The 21,984-nt window shown below is 59.6% G+C and carries 15 protein-coding genes; 9 read left to right on the plus strand and 6 right to left on the minus strand.

The genetic code is table 11. The features are described 5' to 3' along the window. The first annotated feature begins 13 nt into the window (after positions 1 to 13). Positions 14 to 478, plus strand: coding sequence for an ATPase (locus KG007_RS10180; protein ID WP_064974487.1), 465 nt, complete (start codon positions 14 to 16; stop codon positions 476 to 478). A 236-nt stretch (positions 479 to 714) separates the two neighbouring features. After that, positions 715 to 2,310, plus strand: coding sequence for an ATP-binding cassette domain-containing protein (locus KG007_RS10185; protein WP_213348620.1), 1,596 nt, complete (start codon positions 715 to 717; stop codon positions 2,308 to 2,310). Position 2,311: 1 nt separating this feature from the next. Here KG007_RS10185 and rnr read toward each other — a convergent pair whose 3' ends face one another. From rnr to KG007_RS10210, 5 genes are read right to left on the minus strand one after another with little or no spacing between them, the layout of a single operon-like run. Then, on the minus strand, positions 2,312 to 4,543 hold the full coding sequence (gene rnr / locus KG007_RS10190) for a ribonuclease R (protein ID WP_213348622.1): 2,232 nt from the start codon (positions 4,541 to 4,543) through the stop codon (positions 2,312 to 2,314). Beyond that, on the minus strand, positions 4,543 to 5,655 hold the full coding sequence (locus KG007_RS10195; protein ID WP_195461212.1) for a M20 family metallopeptidase: 1,113 nt from the start codon (positions 5,653 to 5,655) through the stop codon (positions 4,543 to 4,545). The genes rnr and KG007_RS10195 overlap by 1 nt, the downstream gene beginning before the upstream one ends. A gap of 13 nt (positions 5,656 to 5,668) precedes the next feature. Next, positions 5,669 to 6,625: a methylenetetrahydrofolate reductase [NAD(P)H] gene (gene metF, locus KG007_RS10200; RefSeq protein ID WP_195461213.1), complete on the minus strand. Its 957-nt coding sequence runs from the start codon at positions 6,623 to 6,625 to the stop codon at positions 5,669 to 5,671. Continuing rightward, complete coding sequence (metH, locus tag KG007_RS10205; protein ID WP_213348624.1) at positions 6,622 to 10,236, minus strand: methionine synthase; 3,615 nt, start codon at positions 10,234 to 10,236, stop codon at positions 6,622 to 6,624. The genes metF and metH overlap by 4 nt, the downstream gene beginning before the upstream one ends. Continuing rightward, positions 10,237 to 11,052 (minus strand): glutaminyl-peptide cyclotransferase, encoded by an 816-nt coding sequence (locus KG007_RS10210; protein WP_213348626.1) that lies wholly within the window; start codon positions 11,050 to 11,052, stop codon positions 10,237 to 10,239. It abuts the gene before it with no gap. 163 nt (positions 11,053 to 11,215) lie between these two features. Here KG007_RS10210 and KG007_RS10215 point away from each other — a divergent pair, with 163 nt between their 5' ends. The 7 genes from KG007_RS10215 to KG007_RS10245 all read left to right on the plus strand — a co-directional run bounded on the left by KG007_RS10215 (position 11,216) and on the right by KG007_RS10245 (position 20,954). Then, positions 11,216 to 12,541 (plus strand): trigger factor, encoded by a 1,326-nt coding sequence (locus KG007_RS10215; RefSeq protein ID WP_195461216.1) that lies wholly within the window; start codon positions 11,216 to 11,218, stop codon positions 12,539 to 12,541. 82 nt (positions 12,542 to 12,623) lie between these two features. Next, on the plus strand, positions 12,624 to 13,292 hold the full coding sequence (clpP, locus tag KG007_RS10220; protein ID WP_195461217.1) for an ATP-dependent Clp endopeptidase proteolytic subunit ClpP: 669 nt from the start codon (positions 12,624 to 12,626) through the stop codon (positions 13,290 to 13,292). Positions 13,293 to 13,297: 5 nt separating this feature from the next. Beyond that, positions 13,298 to 14,566 carry an ATP-dependent Clp protease ATP-binding subunit ClpX gene (gene clpX / locus KG007_RS10225; protein WP_195461218.1) on the plus strand — a complete coding sequence of 423 codons (1,269 nt, stop codon included), beginning with the start codon at positions 13,298 to 13,300 and terminating at the stop codon, positions 14,564 to 14,566. A 60-nt stretch (positions 14,567 to 14,626) separates the two neighbouring features. Then, positions 14,627 to 16,660 carry a transketolase family protein gene (locus KG007_RS10230; protein WP_213348628.1) on the plus strand — a complete coding sequence of 678 codons (2,034 nt, stop codon included), beginning with the start codon at positions 14,627 to 14,629 and terminating at the stop codon, positions 16,658 to 16,660. 406 nt (positions 16,661 to 17,066) lie between these two features. Beyond that, complete coding sequence (gene metK / locus KG007_RS10235) at positions 17,067 to 18,371, plus strand: methionine adenosyltransferase (RefSeq protein WP_195461221.1); 1,305 nt, start codon at positions 17,067 to 17,069, stop codon at positions 18,369 to 18,371. A 176-nt stretch (positions 18,372 to 18,547) separates the two neighbouring features. Then, positions 18,548 to 20,038 carry a Do family serine endopeptidase gene (locus tag KG007_RS10240; protein ID WP_213348630.1) on the plus strand — a complete coding sequence of 497 codons (1,491 nt, stop codon included), beginning with the start codon at positions 18,548 to 18,550 and terminating at the stop codon, positions 20,036 to 20,038. Between the two features lie 55 nt (positions 20,039 to 20,093). Then, the gene (locus tag KG007_RS10245; protein WP_010266169.1) at positions 20,094 to 20,954 is read left to right on the plus strand and encodes a sigma-70 family RNA polymerase sigma factor; all 861 of its coding nucleotides are present in this window, start codon (positions 20,094 to 20,096) and stop codon (positions 20,952 to 20,954) included. 216 nt (positions 20,955 to 21,170) lie between these two features. On the opposite strand, the gene KG007_RS10250 is transcribed toward KG007_RS10245, so the two are convergent. Then, a complete protein-coding gene (locus KG007_RS10250) occupies positions 21,171 to 21,974 on the minus strand; it encodes a hypothetical protein (RefSeq protein ID WP_213348632.1) in 804 nt (267 codons plus the stop codon). Positions 21,975 to 21,984: the final 10 nt, after the last annotated feature.

The raw sequence follows: 21,984 nt of genomic DNA on the forward strand, positions 1-21,984 counted from the left end.
AACTTAAAACATTATGGAAACAACAGCATTGGTATTGGCTTACGTCGGCGTAGCGCTGATGGTGGGCCTGGCAGGTGTCGCTTCGTCGATCGGTACTGCCATTACGGGTCAGGCCGCAGTAGGGGCCATGAAAAAGAACGGCGGCGCTTTCGGTAGCTACATGATCCTTTCGGCCCTTCCGGGTTCGCAGGGCCTTTACGGTTTTGTCTGCTTCTTCCTCGTACAGAAGGGCCTGACGGCTCCGACGCTGGTGCAGGGCGCCGCTATTTTCGGTGCGGGTCTGCTGGTCGGTATGGTGAACCTCGCGGCTTCGATCTACCAGGCCAAGGTTTGCGCCAACGGTATCGCCGCTATCGGCAACGGTCACGACGTGATGGGTAAGACGCTGATCCTCGCGGCTTTCCCCGAGCTGTACGCCATCCTGACGGTGGCTGCCACCTACCTGATCGCAACGCTCGACGGTGTGAATCTCTTCTAAAGAAAATATTCGCGACATTGAAAAGGGAGGCCTTCGGGACCTCCCTTTTTTCGGTATCCGTCCTCGGATGCGTTGAGAGCCTGTTTTTGTCGTTTCGGAAAATTTCCGTATCTTTGCCCCGAATCAAAATTTGTTGTAAGCGATGAGGATCTAAAAATTTCATACACTTTTTTCTGCCGCTCCGCTGTTGCGGATGCGGGACTAGTCTGTTTGTAAATTTTTAAATCCGATGTTTTATGTCGCTTATTCTCAGCGGGGTGTCGTTCGCATACCCCGATTCAGAACCCCTGTTTTCCGATATTACGTTCTCGGTCCGTTCCGGCGAACGGGTCGCATTGGTCGGGCCCAACGGCTCGGGCAAGACTACTTTATTGCGTATTGCCGCCGGATTGCTGCCTGCGGCGGGTACGGTCGACTGTCCGGCCGATCGCTGGTATCTGCCTCAGAACGCCCTCTGCCGACCCGATGAATCGGTGGCGGAACTGCTGGGTGCGGCCCGTAAACTCGACGCCTTGCACGCCATCGAGGCCGGGCGGGGTGCGGAATCCGATTTTTCGGCGCTCGATGACGATTGGAGCATCGAAGAGCGGCTTGCCCTCGTGCGTGAACGGTGGGGCATCGAAGCAATCCCCCTCGACCGTCGGTCCTGTACGCTGAGCGGCGGCGAACGTACGCGTGTTCTGTTGGCCGGTGCGGAACTCTCTGGGGCCGATACCGTTTTGTTGGATGAACCGAGCAATCACCTCGATACCCGGGCACGGGACCTTTTGTACGATTTCGTCGGCCGGAGCCGTGCGGCGATGCTGATCGTGAGCCATGACCGGGCTTTGCTGGAACGAATGGACGCCATTGTCGAACTGGGCTCGGGCCGGGCAGTCCGTTACGGCGGAAATTATACGTTCTATTGCGAACAGCGCGATCTGCAGTTGGAGGCGCTCCATCGGCGTGCCGACGAGCGGCAGCGTACGCTCCGGCAGGCCCGGGAACGCGAACTGGAGTTGGACGAACGGCGGCAGCGGCAGGAGAGCCGTGCCGCAGGCCATACCCAGCGCCGGGGATTGGCCCGTATCGTGGCCGGGGGCCTGGCTTCGGCGTCGCAGCGGTCGGCGTCACGTCTGGAGGAGGAGCGCGGCCGGAGGATCGAACGGATCGCTGCGGAGTTGCATGCGGTCCGGGCGCAGATCGCTGCGGAGCAACCGCTTTCGGTGCATCTTCATTCGCCCGAGCGGCAGGACCGTCGGTTGCTCGCGGCGCTCGAAGGCGTAAATGTCTGCTTCGGCGGTCGGATGCTGTGGCCGGAGCCGCTTTCATTGGAACTTTTTTCCGGCGAGCGGCTTCGTATCCGCGGCGGCAACGGGACCGGAAAGACTACGTTGCTGCGTCTTCTGACCGGAGAACTGCTTCCTGCGTGCGGTTCGTGCCGCCGGGCCGGGCCGTTGCGCACGCTCCTGCTCGACCAGGAGTATTCGGCGCTATCCGGCGGCGGAACGGTCGGAGAGTTTGTCTTGCGCTGTGATACGGCACATCGCCCGGAGGGCGAACTGCGTGCCTGGCTCGACCACTACTGCTTTGCGCAGGAGCAATGGACGCAGGCGTGCGGGACCCTCAGCGGGGGCGAGAAGCTGAAGTTGCTGCTGTTCGGGGAGACACTCGGCGCTTCGGCGCCCGACCTGATACTGCTCGACGAGCCGACCAACAACATCGACCTCCGGAGCCAGGAACTACTTGTCTCGGCGCTCTCCGAATACAAAGGAACGGTTGTCGTGGTTTCCCACGACGAACCGTTCCTTCGGAATCTCGGTATTACAAACGAGTTGGAACTCGTTCCCTGAGCTATCGCCCCTTGCGGCGCGGCGAAGTGCTTACTTTCGGGCCTTTGCCGCGTCGCTCTTCGGTCCGTCGCGCCGCACCCTCGGGCAGCAGCACTTCGAAGTCGAGCTGGCGTTTCTGCAGGTCGGCGCGTTTGACGCGGATGCGCACCGGGCTTCCCAGCGTCATGCGGATTCCCGTCGAGCGCCCCACGATCTCGTAAAGCTGTTCGTCGAAGGCGAAAAAGTCGCCCTCGATGTCGCGCAGGAACGACATGCCCTCGATGTGGGTTTCGTCCAGTTCCACGTAGACGCCCCACTCCGTGAGGCCCGAAATATGGCCTTCGAACTCTTCGCCGATGTGCTCCTTCATAAATTCGACCATTTTGTATTTGATCGACGCGCGTTCTGCCTCGGCGGCCACGACTTCGCGGTCCGATGCGCGGGCGCAGAGTTCTTCCAGTTCGGTCTTGTCGGCCGACTTGCCTCCTGCGAGGTAACGCGCCAGGAGGCGGTGGACCATCATGTCGGGATAGCGCCGGATCGGCGAGGTGAAGTGCGTGTAATAAGGGAATGCCAGGCCGTAGTGACCGATGTTGTCGGTCGTGTAGTAGGCTTTGGCCATCGAGCGTACGGCCATCGTCGAGACGGCGTTTTCCTCGGTTGTCCCCTTTATCTGCTTGAAGAGTTTGTTCATCTCTTTGGCCACGGCGCGGCCCTTCGTGGCCTTGAAGATGTGCCCGAAGCGGAGGATGAACTGCCTGAAACGGTCGAGTTTCTCCTCGCTCGGGGTGTCGTGCACGCGGTAAACCATCGTGCGTTCTACCGTACGGTCTTTGTCGGTCTTGCGTTTGCCGCAGAACTCCGCTACGCGGCGGTTGGCCAGCAGCATGAACTCTTCGATCATCTGGTTCGACTCTTTCTGCTCCTTGAAATAGACGCCCAGCGGCTTCCCGTTTTCGTCGAGGCGGAATTTCACCTCTTCGCGGTCGAACGAAATCGCGCCGTTCTTGAACCGCTCCTTGCGCAGCGCCTGCGCCAGCCGGTTGAGCGTCAATACCTCTTCGGCGTAGTCGCCGCGGCCGGTCTCGATGATCTCCTGCGCTTCGGCATACGTGAAACGGCGGTCGGAGTGGATCACCGTGCGGCCGAACCACTCTTCGAGAATGTCGAGGTTTTCGTTGAGCGTGAACACTGCCGAGAAACAGAGACTCGTTTCGTTGGGACGCAGCGAGCACAACTCGTTCGAGAGCCGCTCGGGGAGCATCGGGACGGTGCGGTCCACGAGGTAGACCGACGTGCCGCGTTCCACGGCTTCGTCGTCGATCACCGAGTGGGGACGTACGTAATGGGTCACGTCGGCGATGTGTACGCCGATCTCCCAAACGCCGTCCTTGATGCGGCGCACCGACAGTGCGTCGTCGAAGTCCTTGGCGTCCGCCGGGTCGACCGTAAAGGTCGTGACGTTGCGGAAATCGCGCCGCTGGGCGATCTCCTTGGCCGTAACGCTGGCGTCGATGCTTTCAGCCGCGCTCTCGATTTCCGGTTCGAAGTGATACGGAAGCTCGTACTCGGCCAGGATCGAGTGCATCTCCGTGTCGTTGTTGCCCGCCATGCCGAGCCGCTCGACCAGTTCACCCACGGGGCTCTTGCTGCCGGGCAGCCAGTCGGCGATGCGTACGACGACTTTTTCGCCGTCCTTCACGTCGGGATAGGTGCGCTTCGACAGGTAGATGTCCATCGGCATGCGCCGCGAGTCGGCCCGCACGAAAATCTGGTGCGCCCCGACCTCCGCCACGCCTACGTAGGGTTTGCGGTTGCGTTCGACGATCCGGGTGATCTCGCCCTCCAACTGGCCGTTGCGGCCGCGGTGCATCACCACGACCTCTACGCGGTCGCCGTTCAGGGCGTTGGCCGCATTGCGCTGGTTGACGAAGATGTCGTTCTCCTGCCCTTCGACCTTCACGTAGACCGAACCCGAAGGCGTCATGTCGGCTATGCCTTCGTAGTGGGGCAGGTGGGTCTGCATCAGGCGGTATTTTTCGCGCGAGCACTCCTCCACGACACCCTCTTCGAAGAGGCGTCCGAGGATCTCGAGCGTTTCGCGGCGGCCCTCTTTCGTGGCGCCGCCAGATGCCGAAGCCAGGTGCTTGAGCGAGAATTTATTGTTGGGGAATTCCCGGAACATACTCAGTATTATCGAAGTACGATCCGTCTTCCGGGCTCCTTTATCGGAGCGGTGGTTTTGCTTTTTCATTATTTTTCCAAAATTTGCAGGGCTAAACGGCGCATAAAGCCGATGCCCACGTCGATGGCTCCCTCGTCGGGAGCGAATGTTGCCGTATGGGGCCGTCCGGCCGCGGCGCCCACGCCCAGCCGGTAAAACAGCGACGGATATTGTGTACAGTAGAATCCGAAATCCTCGGCCGTGGTCCTCAGGGACAGCATCTCGACTTTGAGGTTCGAAGTCCGGGCCAGCGCGATGGCTTTCTTGACCAGCATTTCGTCGTTCACCACGCACGGATACCCCCTGCTGATGTCCACGTCGATCTTCACGCCCATGCGTGCGTCGATGTCCGATGCGATGATCTGCAACCGGCGGTGGATGATCTCGCGTTCGCGTTCGTCGAACGTGCGCAGCGTTCCTTCCATGTAAACTTCGTCCGGAACGATATTCGTGGCGCCTTGGGCCTCCACGCGCCCGATCGACATGACGCACTCTTCGCTGTTGAGCGCCAGCATGCGCGTCACCATCTCGGCCCCCGCAGCCACGGGGTCCCTGAGTTGTTTGCGCATGGCGCCGTGTCCGCCCGTACCGTGGACGCGGATGCGCAGTTCGTCGCTTGCGGCCATGTATTTCCCGGCCCGGAACCCGAAGGTCCCGACCTCCAACTGCGGTTCGACGTGCTCGCCGACCACGGCCCGTACGTCGTAACCCTCGAAGGGGTTTTCGGCCAGCACCAGCGACGCCCCGCCGGGGTTGCACTCCTCGCCCGGCTGGAACAGCCCGAAGAGCGTTCCGCGGAAGTCGGGCGCCGCGGCGAACTCTTTCAGTACGCCGAAGAGCACTGCGGCATGCATGTCGTGGCCGCAGGCGTGCATGACGCCCTCGTTCTGCGACCTCCATTCGAAGGCGTTGTGCTCCGCGATGGGCAGGGCGTCGATGTCGGCGCGCAGCACGACGGCGCGCCGGTCGCCCTCGGCGGTTTTACGGCCTGCGATGCGGGCCAGTACGCCTGTCGTGGCGACCCTGCGGTGTTCGATGCCCAGTTCGCTCAATTGCTGTTCGATGAACGTCGCCGTGTCGTGTTCCTTGAACGAGAGTTCGGGATGCGCGTGCAGACGGCGGCGAAATTCGACCGGATTCATAAGTATCAATGTTTTAAAATACCGTTTTCACGATTTTCTGAATATTCGTCGTGCGGCTCATCGTGTAATAGTGCAGCACGGGAACGCCCGCCGCCATCAGTTCGCGGCTCTGGGCGATGGCCCATTCGGTTCCCACTTCGCGCACGTTGTCCGGGTGGGCCCGGGCTTCGCTTACGAGTTCCGCGGGCAGTTCCACGCCGAACGTCTCGGGCAGTACCTCCAGGTGGCGCAGCGTCGAGATGGGTTTGATGCCGGGGATGACCGGCACGGTGATTCCTGCCTCGCGGCAGCGGCGCACGAAGTCGAAATACTTGCGGTTGTCGAAGAACATCTGCGTGATGACGTACTCCGCCCCGGCGTCGATCTTGGCCTTGAGGTGGGCGATGTCCGAGGTGATGTCGCGCGCTTCGTAATGCACTTCGGGATAACCCGCCACGCCGATCGAGAATTTCGAGTGGTGGCACTCCTCGACTTCGCCGTCGACGAACTCCCCGCGGTTCATGGCCGCGATCTGCCGCACGAGGTCGATGGCGTGGGCGTGGCCCTGCGGATGGGGCATGAAACGCTTTTCGTTCTGCGACTTATCGCCGCGCAGCGCCAGTACGTTGTGCAGTCCGAGGAAGTCCATGTCGATCAGCGTATCTTCGATGTCGTACTTCGACAGTCCGCCGCAGATCAGGTGGGGAACCACCTCCACGCCGTAACGGTGCTGGATGGCCGCCGAGATGCCGACCGTCCCGGGACGGCGCCGCACGACGTGCCATTCGATGCTGCCGTCCTCGCGTTCGGTCTCCTTGATTCCCTCGCGGTGGAAGGTGATGTTGACATAGGCCGGGTCGAGTTCCATCAGCGGCTCGATGGCGGCGAAAATCTTCTGCATGCCGTCGCCCTTCAGCGGCGGGAGCAGTTCGAAAGCAAAGCGGGTGCGCCCGGAGGCGACCGCGTCGTTTATGATCTCTACTACGTTCATACGTTGTTCGGTATAATCTTCTTGACCTCGTCGACCTCCATACCCCTGCGGCGGGCATAGTCGAGCAGTTGCTTGGTGTCGATCGTTCCCACCGAGAAATAGTCGGCATCGGCCAGCAGCAGGCCGCACAGCGCCTCCCCGGGGTCGATCATGTAGTTTTCGGTGAGCCGCATGCCGGTCGTCAGTTCGACTGCCAGCAGGTCGAAAACCTCGTGCTTGAGCGAGTGATCGGGCGATGCCGGGTAGCCGAATGCCATGCGGCGGCCGCGGTATTCGCCGCGGATGATCTGTTGGGGAGTCGGCGCTTCGCCGGTCTCGTAGCCCCACATCTCCCGGCGTACGAACACGTGTACGGCTTCGGCGAAGGCTTCCGTCAGGCGGTCGGCCAGCAGTTTGGCCATGATGGCGGAGTAGTCGTCGCCCTCCGCGCGGAACTTTTCGGCCAACTCCTTCAAGCCGATGCCGGCCGTTACGGCGAAACAGCCGATCCAGTCGTTTTTCGGGGCTATGCAGTCGGCCAGCGAACGGTTCTCCTGCCCGCGCGTCTGGTTGCGGAGCATCGGAAGGCGTTTTTCGACCCCTTTGGAGTTCGTGACCCAGATGTCGTCGCCTTCCGCGCGTGCCGGGAAAATACCCACCGCAGCCTGCAGGGTCAACAACCGCTCGTCGCGGATGCGGGCCAGCAGGGCCTGTGCGTCGGCGAAGACCTTGCGCGCTTCGGCGCCCCGGTCGGGATGGTCCAGGATTTCGGGATAACGTCCTTTGAGCCCCCATGCCAGGAAGAAGAAACTCCAGTCGATATACGGTTCGGCGTCGGCCACGTCGTAGTCGGGGAAGACCATGCGCCCCGGGTGGAGCGGCACGACGGGCGTGTGGGGCGTGCGTCCGCGGAGGGCCTTGCGGACCTCGACGATCGGAATCAGGTCGCGCGCCCGCAGTTGGCGGGTGTAATCTTCGCGCATGGCCTGCTGGTCGGCTTTCACCTTGTCGGCGTAGAGGTCGCCGTCAGTGCCGAGCAACTGCGCCAGAATCTGGCTGTTGCGGCTGGCGTTGGGCGAGTGTACCACCACGCCCGTATAGACCGGAGCGATCTTCACCGCCGTGTGGAGGTCCGAGGTCGTCGCACCGCCGATGATGACCGGGATGCGCAGCGAGCGGCGTTCCAGTTCTTCGCAGACATGGGCCATTTCGTCGAGCGACGGGGTGATCAGGCCGCTCAGGCAGATGCACTGCGCACCCCACGCCACCGCCTCGTCGACGATGCGCTCCGATTCGACCATCACGCCCAGGTCCTTGATTTCGTATCCGTTGCAGGCCATCACGACCGCAACGATATTTTTCCCGATGTCGTGTACGTCGCCCTTCACGGTGGCGATCAGTACCTTCCCGGCATTATGTGAAGTGCCGCTTGAGCCCTGTTCGATATAGGGTGTCAGCGCCGCCACTGCGCGCTTCATCACGCGGGCGGTTTTCACCACCTGCGGCAGGAACATCTTTCCTTCGCCGAACAGCGTTCCGACCTTCTCCATCGCGGGCATCAGCAGTGTGTCGATCACGGCCATCGGGCTTCCCAGTGCCTCGTAGCCTTCCAGTGCATCCTGCTCCACGCAGTCCGCCACGCCTTTGAGCATCGCGTAGTCGATCCGCTCGGCCAGCGTTCCCGCGCGCCATGCGTCGGGGGCCTGCGGCTGCGCCTGGGTCGTTTGCTGCACCTCGTGGGCATACTCCGTGAGGCGTTCGGCGGCGTCGGCCCGGCGGCAGAGGATCACGTCCTCGACGCGTTCGAGCAATTCGGGTTCGATCTCGCTGTATACGCGGACCATCTGGGGGTTGACGATGCCCATGTCCATCCCGGCATGGATGGCGTGGTAGAGGAACGCCGAGTGCATCGCCTCGCGCATGGCGTTGTTGCCGCGGAAGGCGAACGAGAGGTTCGACACGCCGCCCGAAACCTTTGCGTGGGGCAGGTTTTCCTTGATCCAGCGCGTCGCGTCGATGAAGGCTTTGCCATAGCCGTCATGCTCGGGAATACCCGTTGCAACAGCCAGCACATTGGGGTCGAAAATAATATCCTCGGCCGGAAATCCGCTCTCCGTGAGTAACTTGTAGGCCCGTTCGGCCACTTCGATCTTGCGTTCGTAAGTGTCGGCCTGCCCCCGTTCGTCGAAGAGCATCACGACTGCCGCGGCGCCGAAACGGTGAATCTCCCCGGCTCGGCGCAGGAATTCCGCCTCACCCTCCTTGAGCGATATGGAGTTGACGACGGCTTTGCCCTGTGTGACCTCCATGCCCGCCACCAGCACCTCCCATTTCGACGAGTCGATCATCGTCGGCACACGGGCGATCTCCGGCTCCGAGGCCATCAGGTTGAGGAACGTGCGCATCGCTTCGGGACCGTCGATCATTCCGTCGTCCATGCAGACATCGACGATCTGCGCCCCGGCATCGACCTGCGCGCGGGCCACCGAGAGCGCTTCCTCGTAGTTGGCTTCACGGATCAGCCGGGCGAACTTGGCCGATCCGGCGACGTTCGTACGTTCGCCGACATTGATGAAATTGGCCTCGGGGACGATCCGCAGCGGTTCCAGCCCGCTCAGCGTCGTGATATGTTTCGGTTCGGGAACGGGCCGCGGCTCGTAGTTCCCGGCGATTTTCGACAGTTCGAAGATATGTGCCGGCGTCGTGCCGCAGCAGCCGCCCACGATGTTCACGAGTCCGCGCCGCAGGTACTCCCCGACATCCTTCGCAAACATCTGCGGCGTTTCGTCGTAACCGCCCATCACGTTGGGCAGTCCTGCGTTCGGGTGGGCCGAGATGCGTGTTTCGGCCACTGCTGCCAGCCGTTCGAGGTAGGGCAGGAGTTGTTTGGCCCCGTAGGCGCAGTTCAGGCCGACGGAGAGCAGGCGGGCGTGCGACACCGACGCGGCGAAGGCCTCGACGGTCTGCCCCGAGAGGGTGCGGCCGCTGGCGTCGGCCAGCGTTCCGGAGACCATGACGGGGATCGCGCGGCCCAGTTCGGCGCAGAGCGTGTCGATGGCGTAGAGGGCCGCCTTGGCGTTGAGCGTGTCGAAAACGGTCTCGACCAGCAGGATGTCCGCGCCGCCGTCCACCAGCCCGCGGGCCTGGTCGGCGTAGGCCTCGGCCAACTGTCGGAACGTGACCTCGCGCGCCGCGGGGTTCGTCACGTCGGCCGACATCGAGGCCGTGCGGTTCGTGGGGCCCATCGACCCCGCCACGAAACGCGGTTTCTGCGGATTGCGTGCCGTGAATTCCTCCGCCGCACTGCGGGCGACCGCCGCCGCCGCTTTCGAAATCTCGTAGGCATAGCCTTCGAGCCGGTAGTCGGCCAGCGACACGGCGTTGGCGTTGAACGAGTCGGTTTCGATGATGTCGGCTCCTGCCTGCAGGTACTTTCGGTGTATTTCGCCGACGATTTCCGGACGGGTCAGCACCAGCAGGTCGTTGCAGCCTTTGAGCAGTACCGTCCAGTCGCGGAAGCGTTCGCCGCGGTAATCCTCCTCCTGCAGTCCGTAGCCCTGCACCATTGTACCGAAACCGCCGTCGAGCAGCAGGATGCGCCGGTTCAGTTGTTCGTATAGCGTCGTTGCCATTTATTTCTCGATAATCTCTATTTCAAACAGTTTGCTCCAATTCTTGCCCGTCACGAAGATGCGGTCCCGTTCGGCGTCGTAGGCGATGCCGTTCAGCACGTCGGTCGTCTCGGTGACTTCCGTTTCAGGCAGCAGGCCGGTCAGGTCGACGATGCCCTCCACGATGCCCGTTGCGGGGTCGATGATCACGATCTGGTCCGTGGTGTAGACGTTGGCCCATATTTTGCCGCCGATCCATTCCAACTCGTTGAGGTATTCGACCGGAACGCCTTTGTAGGTCACCGTCGTACGTTTTTCGCGGCGGAATGTCTCGGGGTCGACGGTGTGGATGCTGGCCGTGCCGTCCGACATGTAGAGTTTCTTCCCGTCGGTCGTCAGCCCCCAGCCCTCGCCCGGATAGCGGTGGTCGCGGATTTTTTCGCACCCTTTCGTCAGGTCGTAGACGTGGGCCGTGTTCGACTGCCAGGTCAGTTGGTAGAGCCTGTCGCCGAGCAGGGTGATCCCTTCGCCGAACTCCGAGCGGGGCAGGCGCACCATCACGTCAGCCTTTCCCGTCGCGAGGTCGATTCGCTGCACGACCGATTCGCCGTGCTGTCCCGTGCCCTCCCACAGTTGTCCGCCGACGTATTGCAGCCCCTGGGTGTAGGCCGTCGTCGAGTGGGGATAGACCGCCGCGATCCGGTAGGTGTACTCTTTCGGTTGAACCTGTGCCGCAGCGGGCTGCGCCTTTTCGCCGGGGCGTTTGGCGCGTGCCGCCGGGCCGCCGCATGCGGCCAGCAGCAGGATGGAGAACAGAAGTATCGGGGTCGTTTTCATTCAATTCGCAACAAAATAGCTTACAAAGGTACGAAAAGCAAACCATATATCATAATTTCATTATATATATACGGAATATCTTGCCGGAAAGGGAATAATTTAATATCTTTGCCACCCGATTCCGAGAAGAAAATCGAAAAATAACAAATAGAACACATTCATTATGAACATCGTAAGAGAACAACGCGAAGAGAATAACTCGCTGATCCGGGTAACCGTCGGCGAGTCGGATTACGGGCAGGAGGTCGAGAAGGCCCTGCGTGAGTACAAGCGCAAGGCCAACATCCCCGGCTTCCGTCCGGGCATGGTCCCCATGGGCATCGTCAAGAAGATGTACGGCAAGGGCGTGCTGGCCGAGCAGTCGTACCGCCTGGCTTCGAACTCCGTCTTTGAGTACCTCCAGAAGGAGGGTATCGACTACCTGGGCGACGTGATCCCCTCCGAGCAGCAGGGCGATTTCGATTTCGACAACGCCACCGAGTTCGAATTCGTATTCGAGATCGGCGAGGCTCCCGAGATCAAACTGGAGTTCTCCGACAAGGATAAGCTGACCTACAACAAAATCAAGGTCGACAAGAAGATGCACGACGACTACCGTGCCAACTACCTGCGCCGTTTCGGCCGCCTGGTGGACGCCGAGAAGGTGACTTCGGACGAGGCGCTGTCGGTGACGCTCGACAACGGCGAAATGAACGTTGCGGATGCTTACGTGGGCCTGATCTCGATGGACGAGGCCGATCGCAAGCCCTTTATCGGCAAGAAGGTGGGCGCGAAGATGAAGGTGAATCTCAACGAACTCTATAAAAATCCCGCCCAGCGTGCCGCCTGCCTGCAGGTGAAGGAGGCCGAGCTGGAGGGCATCAACCCCGAATTCGAGCTGGAGATCACCAAGATCCGCAAGTTCGCCGAGCCGGAACTGAACGAGGAGTTCTTCAAGATGGCGTTCCCCGCCGGCAATGTTACCGACGAGGCCGGGCTGGACAAGTTCATCGACGCCCAGATCGAGGCCGAACTGCGCCGCGAAAGCGACTACCTCTTCACGCTGCAACTGCGCGATTTCGTCGTGAAGAAGGCCGGGCTGAAGATGCCCGTCACGTTCCTCAAACGCTGGCTCTACACGATCAACGAAGGCAAGTTCTCGATGGAGGACATCGAGAAGGATTTCGACCAGTTCCTGACGATGTTTACCTGGAACTACCTCCAGAAGCACTTCATCAAGGCCGACAACCTCGCCGTTTCGAAGGAAGAGGCGCTGGCCGAAGCCAAGGCGCTGGCCGCTGCGCAGTTCGCACAGTACGGCATGCCGTCGGCCCCCGACGATATGCTCGAAGGCTATGCCGAGAAGATTCTCTCCGACAAGGAGCAGGGCCAGAAGATTTTCGAGAAGCTCTACGAAGTGAAGGTCGTCGAGGATATCAAATCGAAGATCAAAGTAACTGAAAAAGCCGTATCTGCGGACGATTTCGCTAAATTGGCGAAGGAGCTTTAAGATTCCCGGATTTTTTGTATCTTTGGACTTTGCAGGCGTGATGTTTGCAAAGTCCTTTGTTTTGAAATAAATACTACGCAACATGTCAGAATTTGAAAAGTACGCAAAAGGTCATTGCGGGATCAGTTCGCTGAAACTCCACGATTTCCAGTCGATAAGCGCGGCATACGTGTCGCCTACGATCATCGAGGAGCGTCAGCTCAATATCGCTACGATGGATGTTTTCTCGCGCCTGATGATGGACCGCATCATCTTCCTCGGCGCGCCGATCTACGACGACGCGGCCAACATCATCCAGGCACAGCTTCTGTTTCTCGAATCGGTCGATCCCGAAAAGGATATTCAGATTTACATCAACTCGCCCGGCGGGTCGGTCTCGGCCGGACTGGGCATCTACGATACGATGCAGCTCGTGAACTCCGACGTGGCGACCATCTGCACGGGCCTCGCGGCTTCGATGGGCGCCGTGCTGCTCACGGCGGGCGCCAAGGGCAAGCGTTCGGCGCTGCCGCATTCGCGGGTGATGATCCACCAGCCCCTGGGCGGAGCGCAGGGCCAGGCGTCGGATATCGAGATCACGGCGCGCGAGATCCTGAAAACCAAACGCGAACTCTACGAAATCCTTTCGGCCCACTCGGGCGTCTCGGTCAAGAAGATCGAGAAGGACGCCGACCGCGATTACTGGCTGTCGGCCAAAGAGGCGAAAGAATACGGACTGATCGACGAAGTCCTCTCCAAACGTGATAAATAAACCGCATGGCACAAAACAAGAACAACAATAAGAACGGCGGCGACTGCTGCTCGTTCTGCGGCGCCAAGCGCTCGGACGTGGAGATCATGTTCCAGGGCTCGGACGGAGCGAACATCTGCAACAAATGTATCGAGAACGGCTATAAGATCATCGTCGACAACGATATCGCCTCCGAGCAGGGACGGCGTTCGGCGGCGGCTCCGCTCAAGATGGAGGAGCTGCTCAAACCGGCGCAGATCAAGGAGTTCCTCGACCAGTATGTCATCGGGCAGGACGCTGCGAAGCGGTATATGTCCGTGGCGGTTTACAACCACTACAAGCGGCTGCTTTACGCCCCGAAGGAGGACGAAGTCGAGATCGACAAGTCGAACATCGTGCTGGTAGGTCCTACGGGTACGGGTAAGACGCTGATGGCCCGCACGATTGCCAAGTTATTGAAAGTGCCGTTTACGATCGTCGACGCAACTGTTTTGACCGAAGCGGGTTACGTGGGCGAGGATGTCGAGAGCATCCTCTCGCGGCTGTTGCAGGTCGCCGACTACAACGTCGAGCAGGCCGAGCGCGGCATCGTTTTCATCGACGAGATCGACAAGATCGCGCGCAAGGGCGACAATCCCTCGATCACGCGCGACGTTTCGGGCGAGGGCGTGCAGCAGGCCCTGCTGAAAATCCTCGAAGGAACGGTGGTCAACGTGCCTCCCCAGGGCGGCCGCAAGCATCCCGAACAGAAATTCATCCAGGTCGATACGCGCAACATCCTCTTCATCTGCGGCGGTGCGTTCGACGGTATCGAAAAGAAGATCGCCCAGCGGCTCAACACCCGTGCAATGGGCTACGGACGGCTGAACGCCGATCCCATCGACCGCTCGAACCTGATGCAGTACGTCACGCCGCAGGATCTGAAGTCGTTCGGCCTGATCCCCGAACTGGTGGGGCGTCTCCCGGTGCTGACCTACATGCAGCCGCTGGAGCGCGAAGCCCTGCGTTCGATCCTCACCGAGCCGAAGAATGCCATCGTCAAGCAGTATAAACGCCTGTTCGAACTCGACGGCGTGAAACTCACTTTCGACGACGACGTGCTGGATTACATCGTCGACAAGGCCGTCGAGTTCAAGCTCGGCGCACGCGGACTGCGCTCGATTTGCGAGGCGATCATGATGGACACGATGTTCGACATCCCCTCGTCCGATGCCCGGAAATTTACCGTTACTTTGTCATATGCAAAGAAAAAGATAGAAAAGGCAAATATTTTAGAGCTTAAACAAGTTGGATAATTTCTTTTTGGCTATCTTTGCCGGGAATAAATAGCATAAAACCCATAAAACACTAACTCCATGTCTACAACGAATTCAAAACTTACGCGCGTTGCCGATAATATCCGCATCCTGTCGGCCGCGATGGTCGAGAAGGCCAAGTCGGGCCATCCCGGCGGTGCTATGGGCGGCGCGGATTTCATCACGGTGCTTTTTGCCGAGTTTCTGCGTTACGATCCCGATAATATGGCTTATCCCTACCGCGACCGGTTCTTCCTCGATCCGGGCCACATGTCGCCGATGCTCTATTCGGCGCTGTCGCTGGCCGGGCACTATTCGACCGAAGATTTGCAGTCGCTGCGCCAGTGGGGCAGCGTGACCCCGGGTCACCCCGAGGTGGATGTGATGCGTGGTGTGGAGAATACGTCGGGGCCGCTGGGCCAGGGTCATGCCATGGCGCTGGGAGCCGCCATCGCGGAGCGCTTCATGGTCGCCCGCTTCGGCGAATGGATGGCGCACAAGACTTATGCCTACATCTCCGACGGTGCTGTCGAAGAGGAGATTTCGCAGGGCGTGGGCCGTATCGCCGGCCACCTGGGCCTGTCGAACTTCGTGATGTATTACGACTCGAACAACATTCAGCTTTCGACCAAGGTCGACGAAGTGATGACCGAGAACGTAGCCATGAAGTACGAGGCGTGGGGCTGGAACGTGCTGTCGGTCGACGGACACAACATCAACGAACTGCGCGAGGCGCTGGTTGCCGCGGAGAGCGAGACGGAGCGTCCGACGCTGATCATCGGCCATACCGTTATGGGCAAAGGCGCCAAAGGCCCTGCCGGGGAGTGCTTCGAGGATAAGGTTTCGACCCACGGACAGCCGTTGACGGCTGCCGGAGCCGACATTGCCGCCACGATCCGAAATCTGGGCGGCGATCCCGAAAATCCGTTCGCCGTGTTCGAAGAGAGCCGCGAAGTGTTCGCCGAACGCCGCGAGTCGCTCCGGGAGTGGGCTGCCAAGCAGGCCGCCGTCGAAAAATCGTGGCGCAGCGAGCACAAGGACCTGGCGCGCAAACTCGACGATTTCCTCTCGGGAAAACTTCCCGAGATCGACTATAAGTCCATCGAAATGAAACCCAACGTGGCTACGCGCGCCGCATCGGCGACGGTGCTGGGCGTTTATGCCGAAAAGATCGACAACATGATCGTCGCGTCGGCCGACCTTTCGAATTCGGACAAGACCGACGGTTTCCTCAAAAAGACCAAGGCGTTCACGAAGGGCGATTTCTCCGGGAAATTCTTCCAGGCGGGCGTCTCGGAACTGACGATGGCCTGCGTGATGAACGGCATGGCGCTGCACGGAGGCGTGATTCCGGTCGGCGGCACGTTCTTCGTCTTCTCCGATTATATGAAACCCGCCGTGCGCCTTTCGGCGCTGATGCGCCTGCATGTGGTTTACGTCTGGACGCACGACTCGTTCCGCGTGGGCGAGGACGGCCCGACGCACCAGCCTGTCGAGCACGAAGCGCAGATTCGCCTGATGGAGCACCTCAGAAACCACCACGACGAGCGTTCGATGCTCGTGCTGCGTCCTGCCGACGGCGACGAGACCGTCATGGCGTGGAAACTGGCTGTCGAAGAGCACCGTCCCGTGGCGCTCGTGCTTTCGCGTCAGGATATCAAGACCCTGCCGACGCTGGGCGCCAGCCGCCGCGAGGAAGCCGCACAGGTCGCCAAAGGCGGTTATGTGGTTGTCGACGCCGCCAAACCCGCTGCGGTGCTGATCGCTACGGGTTCGGAAGTCGCGACGCTCGTCGAGGGCGCCGAACTGCTGGCTGCCGAAGGTATTCCGGTCCGTGTGGTGGGTGTTCCGAGTGAAGGCCTGTTCCGTGACCAGCCCCGTTCCTACCAGGAGAGCATCCTGCCTGTGGGTATTCCGCGCTACGGCATGACCTCGGGCCTTCCGGTGAACCTCCAGGGCCTCGTGGGTGAAAACGGCGTGATCCACGGCCTCGACCACTTCGGCTGGTCGGCTCCCTATAAAGTGCTGGACGAGAAGTTCGGCTACAACGGGGCGACCGTTGCCGCGGAAGTGAAGAAGATGCTGGGAAAATAAGACGATAGCCCTTTGGTTTCAGGGGGCATATCTTTGCACTTGCAGGGCGCAAATGGGTAGTGTAGTAGTACATCCCATTTGCGCCCTCTTTATCCGGATGCGAATCCGGGTCCTGAATCGGATCTTTTAATTATTACTGCATCCTGAGCGTCACCTAAGGGACGGGCGGTATCTGAACAATCGCTGTTTTATTCCGGGTTCGGCCTGCCCGGAAAGAATTTCCCGGAATATTTTTCATATTGCGATATTATCCCTATCTTTGCAGTCCCGTCTGTCAAGCGGGGAAATGTGGAAAGATTTGACTGATTGCAAACCACAATAAAAAAGCGCTAAAGCAGCATCTTTTTTTATTACCAACAGCCAATTTTTCCCATTTTATACGTTTAACCATTAAAAATGTATGAAAATGGGCTTTTTATTTACATCGGAGTCGGTGTCCGAAGGACATCCCGATAAAGTTTCGGATCAGATTTCCGACGCAATCCTCGACGAATTCCTGCGCCGCGACGCCAACTCGAAAGTCGCGTGCGAAACCCTCTGCACCACGGGCCTCGTGGTCGTGGCGGGCGAAGTGCGTTCGGAGGCGTATGTCGACGTGCAGGGTGTGGCGCGCCGCGTCATCAACCGCATCGGCTACACCAAGAGCGAGTATCAGTTCGACTGCAACTCGTGCGGCATCCTGTCGGCTATCCACGAGCAGTCGTCGGACATCAACCAGGGCGTAGTCCGCGAAGCGGAGGAGGAGCAGGGCGCCGGCGACCAGGGTATCATGTTCGGCTACGCCTGCAACGAGACCCGCGAGATGATGCCGGCGACGCTGATCCTCTCGCACGTAATCTTGAAGGAACTGGCCGTTATCCGCCGCGAAGGCGAGGTGATGACCTACCTGCGTCCCGACTCGAAGTCACAGGTGACGATCGAGTACGACGAGACGACGAACAAACCGCTGCGCGTGCACACGATCGTCGTGTCGACGCAGCACGACGAATTTATCCTCCCGGGCGAAGGCCGCTCGGAGAAGGATGCGGAAAAGCAGATGCAGGAGAAGATCCGCGAGGATGTACGCACGATTCTCATTCCGCGTGTCAAGGCGCGCCTGGAACGTGCCGGGGACAAACTCGCGGAGCTGATCGGCGACGAGTATATCCTGCATGTGAACCCGACGGGCAAGTTTGTGATCGGAGGTCCCCACGGGGACACGGGCCTTACGGGCCGCAAGATCATCGTCGATACCTACGGCGGCCGCGGTGCACACGGCGGCGGCGCCTTCTCGGGCAAAGACTCTTCGAAAGTCGACCGTTCGGCAGCCTATGCCGCGCGCCATATCGCGAAAAACCTCGTGGCGGCGGGTGTCGCCGACCAGGTGCTGGTCGAACTCTCCTACGCCATCGGTATCGCACAGCCGCTGTCGATTTATGTCGAGACCTACAATTCGCCCCGTCCCGCGGCACTGGCCGGGATGACCGACGGCGAGATCGCCCGCCGTATCGGCAAGCTCTTCGACCTGCGCCCCGCGGCCATCGTGAAACGCTTCGGCCTGAAAAATCCGATCTTCGAGGCTACGGCTTCCTACGGACATTTCGGCAACCGTCCCTATACGTCGGTGGAGAAGGTCTGGGAGAATGGTGTCGAGACCGAGCGCGAAATCGAGTTCTTCGGCTGGGAGAAACTCGACGCCGTGGATCAGATCAAAAAGGAATTCGGCCTTTAGTGTCGGTATATGCCGAGAAATCGGGACATCCGCGATGGATGTCCCGATTTTTGTACGAAATGAACATACTAACCGGACGTTATTGATCGTTTGTCATTCGAAAATAGAAATCTAAAAACACAGCTTATGCGATGAAGTTGCCTCTGATTAATAGAAACTAACACTTTAAATTTATTATGAAAAAGGCATTTTTAATTTTAGGACTCGTTGCCGTGTCGGCTGCCGCCGGCGGACTTACGGCATGGACTGTTTCCGGAGACCGTGACGGTTCCGTGGCATACATCGAGCGTGAGGTGGAACGTACGCCTGCGCTCGGGAATCACTTTACATCTTATCAGGCCGAACAATATCCCGACCTCACCTATGCCGCCGAAAATGCGGTGAAGGCCGTGGTCAACATCGAGGCCATCCAGCAGGTCGAGATGCCGCAGCGCCGGGGCGGTTACGATCCGTTCCTGGAGTTCTTCGGGATTCCGCAGGACTATGGCCGTGGTCGCGGCGACGGCCGGCCGCAGTTCCGCGAACAGCGGGCCGGCGGTTCGGGCGTGATCATCTCGGAGGACGGTTATATCGTGACGAACAACCACGTCGTGGACGGGGCTTCGAAATTGCGGGTAAAACTCAACGACGGCCGTTCGTTCGACGCCAAACTCATCGGCAAGGACTCGGCGACGGACCTCGCGCTGCTGAAGGTCGAAGCCAAGGAGCTGCCTACGCTGGCGTTCGGATCGTCCGATGCCCTTCGTCTGGGCGAGTGGGTGCTGGCGATCGGTTCGCCGTTCGACCTGCAGTCGACCATCACGGCAGGTATCGTGAGCGCCAAGGCCCGCCAGTTGGGAGCCATTCCCAACGATTTTCGCATCGAGTCGTTCATTCAGACCGACGCAGCGGTGAATCCCGGTAACTCGGGCGGTGCGCTGGTCAACACCCACGGCGAACTGGTGGGCATCAATACGCTGATCAAGTCGCAGACGGGAAGTTATGTAGGTTATTCGTTCGCCATTCCCGAGTCGATCGTCCGCAAAGTCGTGGTCGACCTGAAGGAGTTCGGCGTTGTGCAGCGGGCCCTGCTGGGCGTTCAGTTCCGCGTCGTGGATCAGGACTTCCTCGAAGGCGAGGGCAAGGAACTGGGAATTAAGGAGATCGGCGGAGCCTATGTGGCCGCTGTGGTCGAAGGCGGAGCCGCTTCCGAGGCGGGCATCCGTAAAGGTGATGTGATTTTGGACATTGATGGCGTGAAAATTGTTGAGCCTTCGACGCTCCAGGAGCAGATTGCAAAGCGCCGACCCAACGATACGGTTAAATTATCCGTAAAAAGAGACGGAAAGGTGAAACAATTTGACGTTACTTTGCGTAATAAAGCAGGTAAAACGGAATTGGTTACTAAAGAGGATGTCGATGTTGTCGATGCGCTCGGAGGTAAGTTCGCCGATGCGGGCGCCAAACTGTGCCGCGAGCTCGACATCAAGGGCGGCGTACAGGTGGTCGGCATCAAGGCCGACGGAATTCTGGCCCGAGCCCGTGTTAAGCAGGGATTTGTGATCACTCACATCAACGACCGCCCGGTCTATTCGCTCAGCGATATGCAGCGTATGACAGAGAAGGTCAGTTCGATCGACGGCGTTTATCCCAACGGCCGTTCGGCAAGCTACACGCTTGTGGAGTAGGCGAAACCCGGGCGGGTTCATGGAATGGAATATTATTGGATAGTTAGGAAAAAATATGCGTCAATTAAAAATTACAAAGTCCATCACCAACCGCGAAAGCGCCTCGCTGGACAAGTACTTGCAGGAAATCGGCAAGGAGGAGCTCATCACGGTCGAGGAGGAGGTGGAACTCGCCCAGCGAATTAAAAAAGGAGACCAGGAAGCGCTCGAAAAGCTTACCAAAGCCAACCTGCGTTTCGTGGTGTCCGTCGCCAAACAATACCAGAACCAGGGACTGAGCCTCCCCGACCTGATCAACGAGGGTAACCTCGGCCTGATCAAAGCCGCCGAGAAGTTCGACGAAACCCGCGGTTTCAAGTTCATCTCCTACGCCGTGTGGTGGATTCGCCAGTCGATCCTCCAGGCTTTGGCCGAGCAGTCGCGCATCGTGCGTCTGCCGCTCAACCAGGTGGGGTCGCTCAACAAGATCAACAAGGCCTTCGCCCGCTTCGAGCAGGAGCACGAGCGTACGCCGTCGCCCGAGGAGCTGGCTACGGAACTGGAACTCCCGAAGGAGAAGGTTACCGACACGCTGCGTGTCGCAGGCCGCCACGTATCGGTCGACGCTCCGTTCGCCGACGGCGAGGACAACTCGCTGCTGGATGTACTGGTGAACCCCGATTCGCCCAACGCCGACCGCGGACTGATCAACGAATCGTTGTCGACCGAGGTGGACCGTGCGCTGGAGACCCTGACGGAGCGTGAGCGCGACATCATCAAGTACTTCTTCGGCATCGGAACTTCGGAGATGACACTCGAAGAGATCGGCGAGAAGTTCGACCTGACGCGCGAACGCGTGCGCCAGATCAAGGAGAAGGCAATCCGCCGCCTCCGCCACTCGTCGCGGTCGAAGCTTCTGAAATCCTACCTGGGGTAGTTTTCGATTTTAAGCGGCAATTTCCGCACATCCCTCGAACGGGACGAATGGAATGTACCTGAGTACTATCCATCCGTCCCGTTCTTTACGATGCACGAAACCTGCTCGCTTAAAATGCAAAAACTGATGTTCTGCTTTTCTCGGTTATATATTCACAATAAAATAATCCGGATGCCAAAGGTATCCGGATTATTCAGTTTTATACGGCCCGAAAGGCTACACGTCGTAGTTGATCGTCGTGCCGGTTCCGTCGTAGCCGCCGGAATCGCTGTCGTCGCCCGAAGAGTCGGATTCCGTGCCGTCGAACGAGGAGACGCAGACACAGAGACTGATGGCCGTGATGATCATCCATAGCTTCCGGCCGAAAAACGGCTCGAAATAGATCAGCAGGCCGCCGACAATCCCGATCAGCAGCAGGAACAGCCACATCCGGGTGTTATGGGCGTTTTCCCGCAAGGTATAGAGCACATACAGGCCGCCCAATCCGAGGACGAGGTATCCCAGCAGTTGGGAGATGAGATACCAGCCCCGGTCGAGGAGATGTCCGACGGAGAGCTGATAGCGCTGGCCGGAAGCGATCCGGTCTGCTATTTCCCACTCCGGCTGTTTGCTCTCGGCGATCAGGAATCCGATTCCTTTGCGGTCGACATAGCGGTAAACGCGCAGGTATACCTGGTCGTTGCGGTAGTCGCTGACTTTGTCGTAGCGTTTCCAGAGCGAATTGGATTGATTGATAAGTGTAAGTTTGGAGAGGGCAGGCAGCCATTTGTCGTCGCGCTGCGAAAGGCAGCTCGAACGGTCGATCCGCTTGTCGGTCGTGATGCGGAAAAGGGTCGTTTTAACGCCGTCCTTTTCGGCTGTGAAGCCTGTGATGCCTTGTTGCTCGTTGTTGAAAGGCTCGTAGCTGTAATCGTCGGGGACTGTAAAGCGCATGGTGGCGTCTTTGTAGTCGTGTGCCCGGAGGGCCTGGGGTGCAAGCACCAAAAGCGCTGCTGTAATCAGTAGTGCGAAGTGTTTCATCCGAAGGTCG

It is taken from the genome of Alistipes montrealensis, assembly GCF_018362775.1.
In the GTDB taxonomy this organism is placed as follows: Bacteria; Bacteroidota; Bacteroidia; order Bacteroidales; family Rikenellaceae; genus Alistipes; species Alistipes montrealensis.